The organism is Brevundimonas mediterranea (assembly GCF_014196125.1).
GTDB lineage: Bacteria > Pseudomonadota > Alphaproteobacteria > Caulobacterales > Caulobacteraceae > Brevundimonas > Brevundimonas mediterranea.
Genome location: NZ_JACIDA010000001.1, coordinates 921490 through 934811, shown reverse-complemented (window position 1 = coordinate 934811; position 13322 = coordinate 921490). Strand labels below are relative to the sequence as shown.

Below are 13322 nucleotides of genomic sequence, written 5' to 3'. Positions count from 1 at the left end.
AATCGGTATGACATTTGGGCGAAAGGACGGCGGCGGGGGTTGGCAAGCGTGGGAGGCATAAGGTTTAACGGCGGCGCCAAGCTTATCGTCCAAGCCCAGGAGCCTCCATGAACCGCCTGATCGCCGCCGCCTCGGCCGCCGTCGTGTCCCTGACACTGGCCGCCGGCGCCGCCTCCGCCCAGGATTTCCGCGCCCTCGCGCAGCAGGACCTGCAGACGGTCCATGACGTCCTGGCCGCCAACCATCCCGCCGCCGTCGTGCCCGGCGCGCCGGGCGAGACCTTCCGCGCCTGGATCGACACCGGCCTCGCCGACGCCCAGAGCAAGGCCGGCCGCGTCAACAGCGGCGATAGCCACGCCTATCTGCTGCGCTATTACGCCAACGGTTTCCGCGATTCGAACATCGCGACCCGCCCCACCTACGAAGGTCTGGGTCCTTATTTCGCCATCGGCTGGCCGGGTCTGACGACTGCGTGGCGCAACGGCGAATATGTGGTCTCCTATGTGAAGCCCGGCGTACGCAGCCTTCCGCCGGTCGGCTCGACCCTGGTGAAGTGCGGCGACAAGACTGCGGCGCAACTGGCCGACGAACGCCTGGACCGTTGGGAAGGCGATCTGACGACCGAGGCCGGCCGCGTCCGCACGGCGCCCTATCTGCTGTGGAACCGCAACAATCCGCTGACCAGCGGCGTGCCGTCGCTCTGCACCTTCAAGGTCGGCCGTCGGGAGCGCGAGTTCCAGATGCAGCCGCAACCTGTCGAGGCCGGGGCGCTGGAAGCCGCCTATCGCGCCACCGTCTATATGCCCCCGGCCAATCCTCTGGCCATCGAGACGGTCAACGGCCGTCCCTGGGTCCACGTCCATAGTCTGGCGGACGAAGCGGGCTGGGACGCCTTCTATGCTGCGGTCGAAGGCCAGCTGGCCGCCCTCCGCGGGCCTCAGGGCTTCGTCATCGACCTGCGGGGCGCCAATGGCGCGTCGCTGAACGCGACGGGCCGGGGCTATGGCCTGGCCAACCGGATCTGGACGCCCGAGTTCACCGTCAGCCGCCAGCCCGAGGCCGGCTCCATCACCTATCGCGCCACTCCGACCAACCGTCAGTGGTTCGTCGACACCCTGAACCGGATGCAGGCCGATCCGCGCTTCGTGCAGGAATCAGGCGCGGTCATCGAACAGACCCAGGCCATCGTCGCCGCCTTCGATTCGGCCCTGGCCGCCAATCAGGCCACCTTCACCCTGCCGGGCCGCCCGTCAGTCGCGGACAGCGGCACGGCCAATCCGGTCGCCGGGCCGGTGATCGTTCTGGTGGACGGCGGCTGCACCAGCGGCTGCCTGGATACGCTGGACCTGCTGACCCACCTGCCGAACGTGCGTCTGGCCGGTTCGGTGACGGCCGAGGACTCGATCTTCATCGAGCCTACCGTCCTGCGCCTGCCGTCCAACTATGCGGACCTCAGCTATGGCCACAAGGCTTGGATGACCCGCCAGCGCGGCAATGACATGCCCTTCACCCCGGCCCAGGGCCTGGCCTACGCCGGCGATCCGACCGACGAGGCCGCTGTCCGCGCCTGGGTGGGAAGCCTGTTCCAGTAAAATCGTCCGGATCGAACGGACTGCGGGGGCGGGCAGGGGTGGAACCTCGGCCCGCCCCTTCTTATTTGGAGGTCATGACCGATCTCGCCCCCCCGTCCGACCGCCTGTGCTCGCCCTCCGGCTATGACCTGACCCCGCCGGACGACGCCGAACGCGCCCGGCTGGAAGCCGACCTGAACGCCGAGGAGAAGCGCGTCCTGCTGTCGCACGGCACCGAGGCGCCCTTCTGCGGCACCCTGCTGGGCGAGAAGCGGGCGGGGGTCTTCTGCTGCCGCGAATGCGGCCTGCCCCTGTTCCGCAGCCGCACCAAGTTCGAGAGCGGCACCGGCTGGCCCAGCTTCACCGAGCCGGTCGATCCGGCCCATGTCCATGAAATCCGCGACACCAGCTACGGCATGGTCCGCATCGAGACCCAGTGCGCCCGCTGCGGCAGCCACCAGGGCCACGTCTTCCCCGACGGCCCGCCGCCGACAGGCAACCGCTATTGCATCAATTCGGTGGCGCTGTCGTTCGTGGCCGAGGGCGAACCCCTGCCGGATCCGTTGCACCGCGGCGACGGCGACGCCTGACCTTGGCCGCATTCGCTGTGCTAGGATGATTTCGAACGGAGGCGGCGCATGCTGATCGCAGGACTCTTGGCGGGTATGGCTCTGACGATGCCGGGCGCGATGTCGGGCGGCGATCCCGACGGCGTGGTCACGACCGCGCCCTCGAACGCCCCGACCCTGGCCCAGGCCATGGCCGCCGCGCCCGAGGCCGCCGTCGCCGCCCCCACGGCCCAGGACGCCGCGCCCCACGGCCTGACCACTGAACAGCAGATCCAGCACTGGATCGACAGCCGCACGCCCGGCGCCAGCTTCGACGAAGCCCCCGCGCCCGGCCCTCAGGACGACCGCCAGATGCACGGCATGGTCGAGGCGGGCATCGGCACGGGCGGTTACCGCAGCTATGGCGCGGCGGTGTCCCTGCCGGTCGGCGAGAACGGCCGTCTGGACCTGGCCTATCGCGAGGGCCGCAACCAGCCCTGGGGTTACGGCTACGGCGGCGGATACGGCCTGCGCGGGCCGGGCTTCTATTCTCCCTACGGCGGCTGGTCCGGCCGCGGCTACGGCGCCGATTCGACCAGCAAGTCGCTGTCGATGGGGTTCAGCTGGAGCAAGGACAAGGACGCTGAAGAACGCGATCCGTGGCGGCGGGGGTTGTCGGCTCACGATTGAGACGGCTATCGCATAGTCCAGTTTTAGGCTGCGCCGAGGTCGCAGTTCGACCCATTGCGGACATGGCGGGAGTCCGCTTCTCTACAGCTGGGCAGAGAACAGGCATTCTTCGTTCCGCCGATATTACCGAGGTTTAACTGGCCAGCAGCCGATCAGAGCGGCAAAAACCTCGCAGAGAGCGAGGGGCAAAGATGAACAGACGTCGCGTGTTGCTTGCCGCGCTGGGCACGACGGCAGCCAGCTTGCCCGCAGGGCGCCTCCTGGCCGCAACCGATCGTGACATAACCTTCGCCCAGGACTTCGATGAATTCTGGACCACTCTGCGTGATCGTTATTGCTTCTTTAGCGAGAAGCAGACGGACTGGGCGCAGGTTCGGCGTGTCTACCGACCGCTGGCGGTTGAGGCAGCCAGCCGTGCTGATTTCGCCGCGATTGTCGCCGAGGCGGCTTTTGAACTTTACGATCCGCATACGGGCGTCTCCGACATGCCGCCTGGGACGCCGCGTGGCGCGATTTCGGACGTCTTGGTCGCCTACGCCGCTGGTGAGGCCCGGGTCGTGGCGCTGCAGGACGGCGGCGCGGCCGCATCGCAAGGCCTGATGCGGAACGATATCATCGAGGCTGTGAACGGTGTTTCCATCGCCGACGCCGTCCAGTCCCGAATGCCCAGATGTCTGACGAACGCGGACGATCATGCCGTCGCATTCGCTGCAGGTCGCGCGGTCGCCGGGACACGGGGTGAACCCCGGCGCTATCGCGTCAAGCGAACGGGTGGAAAGCGGATTGATCTCGTGATTCCGACTACACCCCGATCGTCTTTATCCGATGTCGAATGGCGCAGGCTGGAGGATGGCATCGGCTTGATCACCATTCGGTCTTTCGCCAACGACGCCGTGGTTGAGGCATTCAACGCGGCGCTTGTCGAGTTGCGCAATTGCCCCGCCCTGATTCTGGATGTCCGGGGGAACGGCGGTGGCGACACAGCTGTCGCTCGTCCAATCATGGGACGCTTCATCCGGAAGGCGGCGCCCTACGCCATGATGCGGCGCCGCGCAGGCGAAGGCCTTAGCGAACCTTGGGTCGAGACAGTCGACCCCGAAGGCCCATTCACATTCGACGGGCCCGTGGCCGTAGTGGTGGACCGCTGGAGCGGCAGCATGGCGGAAGGTTTCCCCATGGGCATGAAGAGCCTAGGGCGCGGGGTCATCGTCGGTAGTCCCATGATGGGGCTCGGCGCCGCCGTATTTCCGCTGCGCCTGGATAGAACAGGGATCGACGCCCAGTATTCGGCCGAGCCCGTGTACGACGCACAAGGCAATCCTCGCTGGCATCTACGCCCGGACATCGAGGCACTGGATGGACAGGACCCGTTTATCCTCGCCCAACAATTCTTGTGGGGCAGTAGGTAGCGGCCCTGAGCCCCCTCCGCACCGAAACGAGTATCGGTTCACCACTCCAAGCTGAAGTTCTCGACGGGCATTCCTATCTTTAGACAGGCGCCTCCGCCGGATCGCTGGTCCTGCGAACGAACGCCCATCCCACGGTCGTCGCGGCGAAGAAGACCAGGGCTATGCCCAGGAAGGTCCAGCCCGACATCACGACCGCCCAGCCGCAGAAGCCAAGGCCGCCCAGGGCGGCCAGGCGCGCGGGCCAGCGGTCGCTGAACCGGAACAGGGCGGCGCAACACAGGCCGTAGACGACCAGGAACAGCACGGTGGTCGCGCCGATCAGCAGGCTGAACTGGCCGGCGAGACGCGGCTGGGCGCTGATCAGCACCATCAGGGTCATCAGGCCGCCGTGGATCAGCGGATTGGCGGGCGGGGTCAGGGCGCCCCGGCCGAAGACGCGGGGTAGAAAGCCCTGGCGCGCCCCGGCGCGGGCGGTCTCGCCGGTCAGCATCATCCAGCCGCCCAGGGTGCCCAGGGTCTTGGCGATGGCGCAGACGGCGACGAAGCCAGCCGCCCCGCCGCCGATCACCCGTGCGGCGACATCGGCGAAGGGGCTGCTGGATTTCGCCAGTTCAACCGCCGGAATCACCCCGAAGATCGCCGCGCTGACCGCAATATAGATGACCGCCGCCAGGCCGACCCCGGCGAAGGTGGCGCGGCCGACGTCGCGCTCGGGATTCTTAAGCCGCTGGGCCACGACCCCGGCGCTCTCGAAACCGAGGAAGGCCCAGAAGATCAGAGCCATCGAGGCGGGCACGCTGGCCGCCAGCCCGGCGCCGTCCGGCGACCAGGAGGCGGCGAAGACCTGGGGATCGAAGGCCATTGCGCCGGCGACGGCGGCGATGACCAGGGGAATCAGGCCGATCCCCAGCGACAGGCCGCCGAAACGCGCCACGGCGCGCGGTCCGGCCATATAGAGGAAGGTGGTCAGCCACAGCAGGGCGATATTGCAGATCACACTGGGCCAGCGCTCCGCCAGCACCGGGAAGAAATGCGCCAGATAGCCTGTAGCGGCCACGGCGATGGCGACATTGCCCAGCCAGTTGCCGACCCAATAGCCGATCGAGGCCTGATAGCCGAAGAACCGACCCAGTCCCTGTTCGGCATAGCCCGACAGGCCGTCGGCGGCGGGAAGCCGGCGCCCCAGGCCCGCGAAGACCCCGGCCAGCAGCAGGGCGCCGACAGCGGCCACGACCCAGCCGACCATGCTGGAACTGCCGATCGACGCCAGGGAGGCCGGCAGCAGATAGACCCCCGAGCCGATCATGTTTCCGGTGACGAGCAGGGCGGCCAGCGCCCAGCCCAGCTTGCGCGGTTCCGTCTTCCGGGTGTCGGTCATGCCGGTCGCCTCCTGATCGCGCATAACAAAAAGGCCCGACTTGCGCCGGGCCTTTTCAGTCTCAGATGGTGCCGCCGGGGGGAATCGAACCCACGACCTCAGCCTTACCAAGGATGCGCTCTACCACTGAGCTACGGCGGCCCCGACTGAGGAAGCGGCCGTATAGCCAAACCCTTCCGGGGAGGGAAGCGGCTTTTTGACGATCTGAAAGAAAGTTTGGACACGGCTCCTGATCGCGGCATGATCCGGACATGACTCGTCCCCCGCCTGACGCCGACACGCCGCCCGCCGTTGCTGCGGCCTCGCCCCCCGAGATTTCGGCGCCGTCCGAGGTCGAGCGCGCCAAGGCGGATCGGGCCATCCGCCTGGCTTCGGCCCTGCGCGCCAACCTGCGACGTCGCAAGGCGCCGGCCCGCACCCCGGCCGCGCCGAAAGACAGCAACTGAAAGTCATCGGCCCGCGCCCGTTCCGCCCTTTGGCAAGCGCGCGCCGGCTTGCTAGAGAACCCTCCCCCCGAGGCGTTTACTTCGGGCGCGCTTAAGGACGTCATGGACAGCATCGCCATTCAGGGCGGCGCCCAGCTTTTCGGGGATATTCCCGTCAGCGGCGCCAAGAATTCCGCCATCAAGCTGATGGCCGCCTCGATCCTGACGGATCAGCCCTTGCTGCTGACCAATATGCCGCGTCTGGCGGACACCCGGTTCCTGGGCCAGCTGTTGCGCCAGTTCGGCATTGAAGTGACCGAGCGTGACGGCGCGGACGGGCAGGAGAGCCTGTTCCACGCCAAGGAACTGACCTCGACCTTCGCCCCCTATGATCTGGTGCGCCAGATGCGGGCCTCGTTCAACGTGCTGGGACCGCTGCTGGCCCGCACCGGCGAGGCCAAGGTCTCGTTGCCCGGCGGGTGCACCATTGGCGCCCGTCCCGTGGATCTTCACCTTCAGGCGCTAACTGCCTTGGGGGCTGAGATCGAGCTGGAGGAAGGCTATGTCACCGCAAAAGCTCCGGCTGGCCTGAAGGGCGCCGAGATCGAGTTTCCGTTCGTCTCCGTTGGGGCCACTGAACACGCGCTGCTGGCCGCCGTGCTGGCTCAGGGCACAACCGTGCTGCGCCGCGCCGCGCGCGAGCCGGAGATCGGCGATCTGGCCCGCTGCCTGACGGCGATGGGGGCGAAGATCGAAGGGATCGACACCGACGTCCTGACCATCACCGGCGTCTCGTCGCTGAATGGAACGACCTGGTCGGTGATTCCCGACCGGATCGAAATGGGCTCCTACGCCGTCGCCGCCGCCATGGCGGGGGGCGAAGTGCGTCTGACCAAGGCGCGGGCCGAACTGATCGGCGCCCTGACCGACAAGATGATCGAGGCGGGCGTCGACGTGTCACCCACCGCCGACGGGGTATTGATCAAGCGCGATCCGAAGATCCGTTTGCAGGCGGTCGATGTCGAAACCGCCATCTATCCCGGCTTCGCCACCGACCTGCAGGCCCAGTTCATGGCCCTGATGACCACGGCCGAGGGCGTCAGCACGGTGCGCGAGACCATTTTCGAGAACCGGTTCATGCACGTTCCGGAACTGGCGCGGCTGGGGGCCGAGATTTCCGTTCACGCGGGCGAGGCCCAGGTCCATGGGGTCGAGGCGCTGCACGGCGCCCAGGTGATGGCCACCGATTTGCGGGCCTCCATGTGCCTGGTCATCGCCGGCCTGGTCGCCGAGGGCGAGACGACGGTCGGCAGGGTTTATCATCTGGACCGCGGGTTCGAGCGTTTGGAGGAGAAGCTGAGCGCGTGCGGGGCGGATATCCGACGGATTAAAGGAACAGGTGATGAGCACTGAGATCGACGGCGTCGTCACGGAAGCCAAGGCGCCGGTCGAACCGCTGCGCCTGCTGGCTGAGGACGCCGACGATCTGCAGATCATCTCCGCTGCGCTTCAGGACGCCATACTGCGGCCGGTCGACATCGTGTGGGAAAAAGGCGCCCGCACCCTGACCATCGCCTTCAGCCGCTTCTGCTGGGAGTGCGGCGGGACGCGGGTGATGTGCGCCATGCAGTTCGGGGATGTGCTGGCGGTCAAGAGCCGGCGCCTGTCGCGCAGCCCCGACGCCTCGCTGGAACTGCTGGCCCTGGATTTCATGCCGACCGAGGCGCCGGGCGGGCGGGTGATTTTGATGTTCGCCGGCGGCGGCGATCTGAGAATCGACGTCGAATGTCTGGACGCCGTGGTCACGGACATCTCCGAGCGGTGGCCGGCGCGGGTCGCGCCCACGCATCTGGACGCGCCCCCTCTGATCGCACCTGAAAATGATGAAGGGAGCGCGGCATGAGCGGCGTCCACAAGCTGGTCTCGGTCGAGCTGGACACGGTCACGCTTCCCGCCGCCACCGCCGAGATCGAGCACGAACGCCGCGTCGCCATCTTCGACCTGGTCGAAAAGAACAGTTTCGAACCGGTCGGCGCCGACAGTGGCCCCTATAAACTCAAGCTGTCGCTGCAGGACAATCGGCTGGTGTTCGACATCGAGGGCGAAGGTTTCACCCGTACCTACGCCATCAGCCTGACGCCCCTGAAGGGGGTGCTGAGGGACTATCTCATGATCTGCGACAGCTATTACGAAGCCCTGCGCGGGTCGTCGGCCAGCCAGATCGAATCGGTCGACATGGGCCGGCGCGGTCTGCACAACGAAGGGGCCGATCAGCTCAAGTCGCGGCTGGACGGCAAGATCTTGGTCGATCATGAGACCGCGCGACGGCTGTTTACGCTGCTCTGCGCCCTCTACCGTCGCGGCTGACCTCGACTATCTCTGCATTTTCGGGCATTAGGCCCCTCCATTCCGCCCCTCGCGCCCGCCCGGCGTGGGGTCGAACGCATATTCAACGGGCGTGAGAGGCCGCATGGCTAAGGAAGAACTGCTCGAGTTTCCCGGCACCGTCAGCGAATTGCTGCCGAACGCCACCTTTCGCGTGACGCTCGAGAACGACCACGAGATCATCGCCCACACGGCGGGCAAGATGCGCAAGAACCGCATCCGCGTGCTGGCCGGCGACAAGGTTCTGGTGGAAATGACCCCCTACGACCTGACCAAGGGTCGCATCACCTATCGCTTCAAGTAAGGGACGGCTCGTATGAGCCGGCCTGAGCTGGTGCTGGCCTCGGCCAGCCCGCGCCGCATCGAACTGCTGGCGCAGGTCGGGATCATGCCCGACCATATCGATCCCGCCGATATCGACGAGACGCCGCTGAAGGGCGAGACGCCGCCGCGTCTCGCCGAACGTCTGGCCACGTCGAAGGCCCAGGTGGTCGCGGCGCGACGGCCCGACGCGGTGGTCATCGCCGCCGACACGGTGGTCGCCGTGGGACGACGTTTCCTGGAAAAGGCGGCGGACGAGGCTGAGGCGACGCGGTTCCTGAAGCTGCTGTCCGGCCGCAATCACCGGGTCTTCACCGGCGTGGCGGTCGTGCGCGACGGCAAGCTGTCGTCGCGGGTCAATGAGACCCGCGTCAGCTTCAAGTCGCTGTCGGACCACGAGATCGCCGCCTATGTCGCCACCGGCGACTGGCGCGGCAAGGCCGGGGGCTATGGCATCCAGGGCCCGGCCGGGGCCTTTGTTCAGCGAATCGTCGGCAGCCATCCCGCCGTCATGGGCCTGCCTCTCTATGAGGCGGTGCAGTTGCTGCATGGCGTCGGCTGGCGGGCATGAGCGGCGAGATCGAGGTCTTCCTCGATGAAGCGCCGGGCGAGACCCGCGGCGCGGTTTCGCGCGACGGCCGCTATACCCATCTGCTGATCCATCGTGACAGCGATCTGCCCCAGCATCGTCTGGGCGCACGGTCCGTCGGCCGGGTGACCGAGATCAATCCCGGCCTGCGCGGCGCCTTTGTCGATCTGGGCGCCGGCGCGCCGGCCTTTCTGCCCTTTCATCGCAATGAACGTCTGACCCAGGGCGAACGGCTGGAAGCGGCGGTCGTCGCCGAGCCGCGCGCCGACAAGGGCGCGGTCCTGCGCCGCCTCGGGCCGGGGGAGGGGGCGCCCCGCCTGCTGGGGGCTGCGCCCAGCATCGCGGCCCAACTGAGAGACCTCGCCGGGGGCGGGGGCTTGATCACAGGTCTCGCCGCCATCGATGCGGTGACGGAGGCGGAGGAAGAGGCTCTGGCGCCCAGCCATGTCTTCACCTCCCACGGCGTCGACCTCGCCATCGAACGCACCCGCGCCCTGATCGCCGTCGATATCGATCATACGGCCGGGACGGGGCGCGATCCGAAACAGGCGCGGGCCGCGGCGAATCGTCAGGGGCTGAACCAGGCTGCGCGTCTGATCGGTCTGCGGAACTGGGGCGGGCTGATTGTCATCGACCTGGTCGGGGACGCCGAGGACGCGGCGGCCGGAGACAAGGCGGCCCGCGCGGCCTTCGCCCACGAACCCCAGGCCGTGTTCGGCCCCATCAGCCGGTTCGGCCTGTTGCAGATGTCGCTGCCCTGGCGGCGGACCCCTATAGAAGAGATACTGTTCGAGGCCGGCCGCCGGCCGTCGGTCCAGACCGAAGTCCTGGCCCTGGCCCGGGCGCTACGCCGACGACTGTTGTCCGACACCCGGTCTCCGCGCGTCGTCGCGCGCTGTGCGCCGGACGAGGCCGCGCTTCTTGGCCCCCTGGCCGACCGAATGGGGCCGCGCGCCTCGGTGCGGGCCGACGCTGATGTGCGGCGCGGGTGTGGACGTATCGAAGGACCCGATCGATGAGCACCTGCCCGATCTGCCGCAAGGCCGACGCCGATCCCAAGTACAAGCCCTTCTGCTCGCGCCGCTGCTCGGAAGTGGATCTGCAGCGCTGGTTCACGGGCGGCTACGCCATCCCGGCCGCCCTGGACGAAGGCGCCGAAGATGATGGCGAAAAGGACTGAAACGACGCTGGACAGGCGGAAACGGCTCGCCTATAGACCCGCCTCTCGCGACGCCGCGTCGGCGCCTGGATAGCTCAGCTGGTAGAGCAGCGGATTGAAAATCCGCGTGTCGGTGGTTCGAACCCGCCTCCAGGCACCATCTTTCGTCGGCGCGCCGACCTTCCCCAAAACAGCCAAGCTGCAGAGCGCCATTCCGTGGAACGGCGGCATCTGAAACGATGCTGATCGAATGCTTTAGGGGCGGATGATCTGCGAAACGCTCTCAGAGGAGTAAAAAACTCCTCCGGATTGTGGTTTTCGAACAAGCTTGCGCTAATCGCGTTGAAATCATCACAAAAGTGTCTCTTTCTGCCTTTCTGGCGGTTGAAAGGAGCAAGACTTGCTCGAACTTCGCCCGGCGGGTGAAATCCGGCTGTTCTCCCTTGACGCTCCGGTAAGGGTTCGCCAAAGGGGGTGGGACGCCCTCCCATAAAGGCGTCAGACGGATTCTTAGGAGACCTGTTCTCCGGCGGTTCGAACTACGGAGGCGGTGCGGGAAACCGGATGCGTCTCCATCAAAGAATTCAGCGCCTGGATGATCCCGATGGGACGCGGGGCGTTGAAGGAAACATTTTCAGGTTGGGGGGCGGCTCTTTGACACGGCCGCACCTTTGGTTCCACGAGTCAGACCAAGCAGGAACTGGCGAATTATGCTGAACAGCAAAAAGACGAACATCCTTCTCGCCATGGCCGGCGCCGCCGTGCTGATGGCGAGCTCGCCGGTCCTGGCCCAGGCCCCGGCCGAGCCGACCCCGGCCGCTGCACCCGCAGCAGCCCCGACGGCGATGGCTCCGGCCGCCGACGCGGCCAACCCGCAAACCATGAACGAGTCCGTCGGCGGCGGACACGGCGGCGGCATCACCCCGATCTCCATGTTCATGGAAGCGACCGTCATCGTTAAGGTCGTCATGATCGGCCTGCTGCTGGCTTCGATCCTGTCCTGGACCCTGCTGCTCATCAAACTGTTCGAGTTTGGCGCGCTGAACCGCAAGACCGACAACTTCCTCGAAAACTTCCGCGGCGCCCGCACCATCGCGGACATGCGCGCCGTCTCGACGCAAGAAGAGTTCGACGGCAACCCGCTGGCCGACATGGCCGCTGCGGCGACCGAAGAAGTCGAAATGTCGCGTCAAGCCGGTCTCTCGGTCACCGGCGATCACCTCGACTCGGCCCTGGGCCGCGCCCAGGCCGCCGTCGCCGCCGTTCAATCCGGTCTGGCCCTGCGCCTGTCGGGCGGCCAACAGTTCCTGGCTTCGGTCGGCTCGATCGGTCCGTTCGTCGGTCTGTTCGGCACGGTTTACGGCATCATGAACTCCTTCATCGGCATCGCGGAATCCAACACGACCAACCTGGCCGTCGTTGCGCCGGGTATCGCCGAGGCCCTGCTGGCCACTGGTATCGGCCTGTTCGCCGCTATCCCGGCCGTTGTCTTCTATAACTACTTCAACACGCGCATCGCCGCCTACGGCACCCGCGCCGATGGCTTCGCCGCCGAGCTGCTGAACGGCATCTCGCGTCAGCTCGACAAGGGGGCGTAAGACGGATGGCCGCCAAGATTAAATCGGGCGGCGGCGGCAACAAGGTCGAGGCCAACAGCGATATCAACGTCACGCCTTTCGTTGACATCATGTTGGTCCTCCTCATCATCTTCATGGTCGCGGCTCCGCTCGCTTCCGTGTCGGTGCCGGTCGAGTTGCCAATCGCCGTCGCTAAGGCGGCTCCGAACCCGCCCAAGCCGGTCTATATTTCGATCCAGAACGACGGCGACGTCTTTGTGGGCGATTTCCCGACCAACGTCGGTTCTCTGGGCGAAGATCTTCTGAAGCAGATCGGATCCCGGAACCCGGCCGATGAGCGGATCTTCATTCGGGGCGACCAAAACACCCGCTACGGCGACTTCATGCAGGTCATGAACGCTTTGCAGGATAACGGCTTCTACAGCGTTGCACTGGTCGGCGAAGACCAGGCGACGAGCTAGAGTGCGGAGATAGAATGACAGACGTCGCATATCATCGCAGTCGTTACGACGTACCCAAGAAGAAGGGCTTCATGGGGGTTTCCTACCCCGTCCTGATCGTCTGCCTTCTGATCGTCACTCTCCTGTTCGCCCTGCTGATCTTCTTCCTTCAGCAGTCGAAGTTCAAACTCAAGGAGTTCAACTACGTCGACGAGTCCGTCGAGGTCGAGTTGGTCGAGCCGGTTCCGCCGCCTCCGCCGCCTCCGCCCCCGCCGCCTCCGCCGACGGATACGCCGCCTCCGCCCAAGCTTCAGGTGCGGGTGCCGGCTCCGGTTCCGAACGTGACGCCTCCTCCGCCGGTGAACATCACGCCGACGAAGAAGGAAGACCGGGTCGAGTACACGGGTCCGCCCGTGAACATTCCTGGACCGCCGCCGCCTCCGGCGCCGCCGGCTCCGCCGCGTCCGTCCACGATCACGAACGTGCAGTGGTCGCGTCAGCCGCGTCCGACCGCAGACGACTTCCCGGCTCGCGCTTTGGAACGGGAAATCAGCGGATCGGCCACGGTCGAGTGCACCGCTCGGTCTAACGGCTCTCCGGCGAACTGCCGCGTGGTGTCGGAAGAGCCTGCGGGTATGGGCTTCGGTCGCGCCGCTGTTCGCGTGGTTCAGCGTGGACAACTGTCCCCGCGTACCGTCGATGGCGCGGCGCAGGACGCCACCTTCCGCGTCCGGGTGCCCTTCACCCTCGGGTAAGGCGCTCCGTCGAAGAAAACAGACGCCTCGGAGAGCGATCTCCGGGGCGTTTTTCTTTTATGCCGCGCGGTGACG

At 66.6% G+C, this 13322-nt stretch carries 16 protein-coding genes and 2 tRNA genes; 16 read left to right on the top strand and 2 right to left on the bottom strand.

What is annotated here, in order from left to right; all coding sequences use genetic code 11:
• The first annotated feature begins 107 nt into the window (after positions 1 to 107).
• From GGR11_RS04770 to GGR11_RS04755, 4 genes are all read left to right on the top strand, one after another.
• Positions 108 to 1592, top strand: coding sequence for a hypothetical protein (locus GGR11_RS04770; RefSeq protein ID WP_183195628.1), 1485 nt, complete (start codon positions 108 to 110; stop codon positions 1590 to 1592).
• A 74-nt stretch (positions 1593 to 1666) separates the two neighbouring features.
• Complete coding sequence (msrB, locus tag GGR11_RS04765; RefSeq protein WP_183195627.1) at positions 1667 to 2161, top strand: peptide-methionine (R)-S-oxide reductase MsrB; 495 nt, start codon at positions 1667 to 1669, stop codon at positions 2159 to 2161.
• Positions 2162 to 2209: 48 nt separating this feature from the next.
• A complete protein-coding gene (locus GGR11_RS04760) occupies positions 2210 to 2809 on the top strand; it encodes a hypothetical protein (RefSeq protein ID WP_246331542.1) in 600 nt (199 codons plus the stop codon).
• Between the two features lie 191 nt (positions 2810 to 3000).
• The gene (locus GGR11_RS04755) at positions 3001 to 4218 is read left to right on the top strand and encodes a S41 family peptidase (protein WP_183195626.1); all 1218 of its coding nucleotides are present in this window, start codon (positions 3001 to 3003) and stop codon (positions 4216 to 4218) included.
• A 79-nt stretch (positions 4219 to 4297) separates the two neighbouring features.
• Here the strand turns inward: GGR11_RS04755 and GGR11_RS04750 are convergent, their stop codons facing one another.
• On the bottom strand, positions 4298 to 5596 hold the full coding sequence (locus tag GGR11_RS04750) for an amino acid permease (protein ID WP_246331541.1): 1299 nt from the start codon (positions 5594 to 5596) through the stop codon (positions 4298 to 4300).
• 66 nt (positions 5597 to 5662) lie between these two features.
• A tRNA-Thr gene (locus GGR11_RS04745) sits at positions 5663 to 5737 on the bottom strand.
• A gap of 110 nt (positions 5738 to 5847) precedes the next feature.
• Here GGR11_RS04745 and GGR11_RS04740 point away from each other — a divergent pair.
• From GGR11_RS04740 to GGR11_RS16860, 12 genes are all read left to right on the top strand, one after another.
• Positions 5848 to 6042, top strand: coding sequence for a hypothetical protein (locus GGR11_RS04740; protein ID WP_183195624.1), 195 nt, complete (start codon positions 5848 to 5850; stop codon positions 6040 to 6042).
• A 102-nt stretch (positions 6043 to 6144) separates the two neighbouring features.
• The gene (gene murA / locus GGR11_RS04735; RefSeq protein WP_183195623.1) at positions 6145 to 7434 is read left to right on the top strand and encodes a UDP-N-acetylglucosamine 1-carboxyvinyltransferase; all 1290 of its coding nucleotides are present in this window, start codon (positions 6145 to 6147) and stop codon (positions 7432 to 7434) included.
• Entirely contained in the window at positions 7424 to 7924 is a 501-nt protein-coding gene (locus GGR11_RS04730; RefSeq protein WP_183195622.1) for a DUF2948 family protein, read from the top strand. Before murA ends, GGR11_RS04730 begins: the two co-directional genes overlap by 11 nt.
• Entirely contained in the window at positions 7921 to 8388 is a 468-nt protein-coding gene (locus tag GGR11_RS04725) for a UPF0262 family protein (RefSeq protein WP_183195621.1), read from the top strand. Before GGR11_RS04730 ends, GGR11_RS04725 begins: the two co-directional genes overlap by 4 nt.
• Before the next feature lie 103 nt (positions 8389 to 8491).
• Positions 8492 to 8710, top strand: a complete 219-nt coding sequence (infA, locus tag GGR11_RS04720) for a translation initiation factor IF-1 (RefSeq protein WP_008261544.1) — start codon at positions 8492 to 8494, stop codon at positions 8708 to 8710.
• 12 nt (positions 8711 to 8722) lie between these two features.
• Positions 8723 to 9298 carry a Maf family protein gene (locus GGR11_RS04715; RefSeq protein ID WP_183195620.1) on the top strand — a complete coding sequence of 192 codons (576 nt, stop codon included), beginning with the start codon at positions 8723 to 8725 and terminating at the stop codon, positions 9296 to 9298.
• Complete coding sequence (locus GGR11_RS04710; RefSeq protein WP_183195619.1) at positions 9295 to 10335, top strand: ribonuclease E/G; 1041 nt, start codon at positions 9295 to 9297, stop codon at positions 10333 to 10335. The genes GGR11_RS04715 and GGR11_RS04710 overlap by 4 nt, the downstream gene beginning before the upstream one ends.
• Complete coding sequence (locus tag GGR11_RS04705) at positions 10332 to 10496, top strand: DNA gyrase inhibitor YacG (protein ID WP_008259215.1); 165 nt, start codon at positions 10332 to 10334, stop codon at positions 10494 to 10496. The genes GGR11_RS04710 and GGR11_RS04705 overlap by 4 nt, the downstream gene beginning before the upstream one ends.
• Positions 10497 to 10559: 63 nt before the next feature.
• Positions 10560 to 10635: transfer RNA gene (locus GGR11_RS04700), tRNA-Phe, on the top strand.
• 550 nt (positions 10636 to 11185) lie between these two features.
• Positions 11186 to 12073, top strand: coding sequence for a MotA/TolQ/ExbB proton channel family protein (locus GGR11_RS04695; protein WP_183195618.1), 888 nt, complete (start codon positions 11186 to 11188; stop codon positions 12071 to 12073).
• A gap of 5 nt (positions 12074 to 12078) precedes the next feature.
• Positions 12079 to 12513: a biopolymer transporter ExbD gene (locus tag GGR11_RS04690; RefSeq protein ID WP_183195617.1), complete on the top strand. Its 435-nt coding sequence runs from the start codon at positions 12079 to 12081 to the stop codon at positions 12511 to 12513.
• 14 nt (positions 12514 to 12527) lie between these two features.
• Positions 12528 to 13247: an energy transducer TonB gene (locus GGR11_RS16860; protein ID WP_183195616.1), complete on the top strand. Its 720-nt coding sequence runs from the start codon at positions 12528 to 12530 to the stop codon at positions 13245 to 13247.
• The last annotated feature ends 75 nt before the right edge of the window (positions 13248 to 13322 follow it).

Excerpts from the sequence above, each read along its gene's own strand:
- GGR11_RS04770 (WP_183195628.1), top strand. The coding sequence starts at position 108 with ATGAACCGCCTGATCGCCGCCGCCTCGGCCGCCGTCGTGTCCCTGACA.
- msrB (WP_183195627.1), top strand. The coding sequence starts at position 1,667 with ATGACCGATCTCGCCCCCCCGTCCGACCGCCTGTGCTCGCCCTCCGGC.
- GGR11_RS04760 (WP_246331542.1), top strand. The coding sequence starts at position 2,210 with ATGCTGATCGCAGGACTCTTGGCGGGTATGGCTCTGACGATGCCGGGC.
- GGR11_RS04755 (WP_183195626.1), top strand. The coding sequence starts at position 3,001 with ATGAACAGACGTCGCGTGTTGCTTGCCGCGCTGGGCACGACGGCAGCC.
- GGR11_RS04750 (WP_246331541.1), bottom strand. The coding sequence starts at position 5,596 with ATGACCGACACCCGGAAGACGGAACCGCGCAAGCTGGGCTGGGCGCTG.
- GGR11_RS04740 (WP_183195624.1), top strand. The coding sequence starts at position 5,848 with ATGACTCGTCCCCCGCCTGACGCCGACACGCCGCCCGCCGTTGCTGCG.
- murA (WP_183195623.1), top strand. The coding sequence starts at position 6,145 with ATGGACAGCATCGCCATTCAGGGCGGCGCCCAGCTTTTCGGGGATATT.
- GGR11_RS04730 (WP_183195622.1), top strand. The coding sequence starts at position 7,424 with ATGAGCACTGAGATCGACGGCGTCGTCACGGAAGCCAAGGCGCCGGTC.
- GGR11_RS04725 (WP_183195621.1), top strand. The coding sequence starts at position 7,921 with ATGAGCGGCGTCCACAAGCTGGTCTCGGTCGAGCTGGACACGGTCACG.
- infA (WP_008261544.1), top strand. The coding sequence starts at position 8,492 with ATGGCTAAGGAAGAACTGCTCGAGTTTCCCGGCACCGTCAGCGAATTG.
- GGR11_RS04715 (WP_183195620.1), top strand. The coding sequence starts at position 8,723 with ATGAGCCGGCCTGAGCTGGTGCTGGCCTCGGCCAGCCCGCGCCGCATC.
- GGR11_RS04710 (WP_183195619.1), top strand. The coding sequence starts at position 9,295 with ATGAGCGGCGAGATCGAGGTCTTCCTCGATGAAGCGCCGGGCGAGACC.
- GGR11_RS04705 (WP_008259215.1), top strand. The coding sequence starts at position 10,332 with ATGAGCACCTGCCCGATCTGCCGCAAGGCCGACGCCGATCCCAAGTAC.
- GGR11_RS04695 (WP_183195618.1), top strand. The coding sequence starts at position 11,186 with ATGCTGAACAGCAAAAAGACGAACATCCTTCTCGCCATGGCCGGCGCC.
- GGR11_RS04690 (WP_183195617.1), top strand. The coding sequence starts at position 12,079 with ATGGCCGCCAAGATTAAATCGGGCGGCGGCGGCAACAAGGTCGAGGCC.
- GGR11_RS16860 (WP_183195616.1), top strand. The coding sequence starts at position 12,528 with ATGACAGACGTCGCATATCATCGCAGTCGTTACGACGTACCCAAGAAG.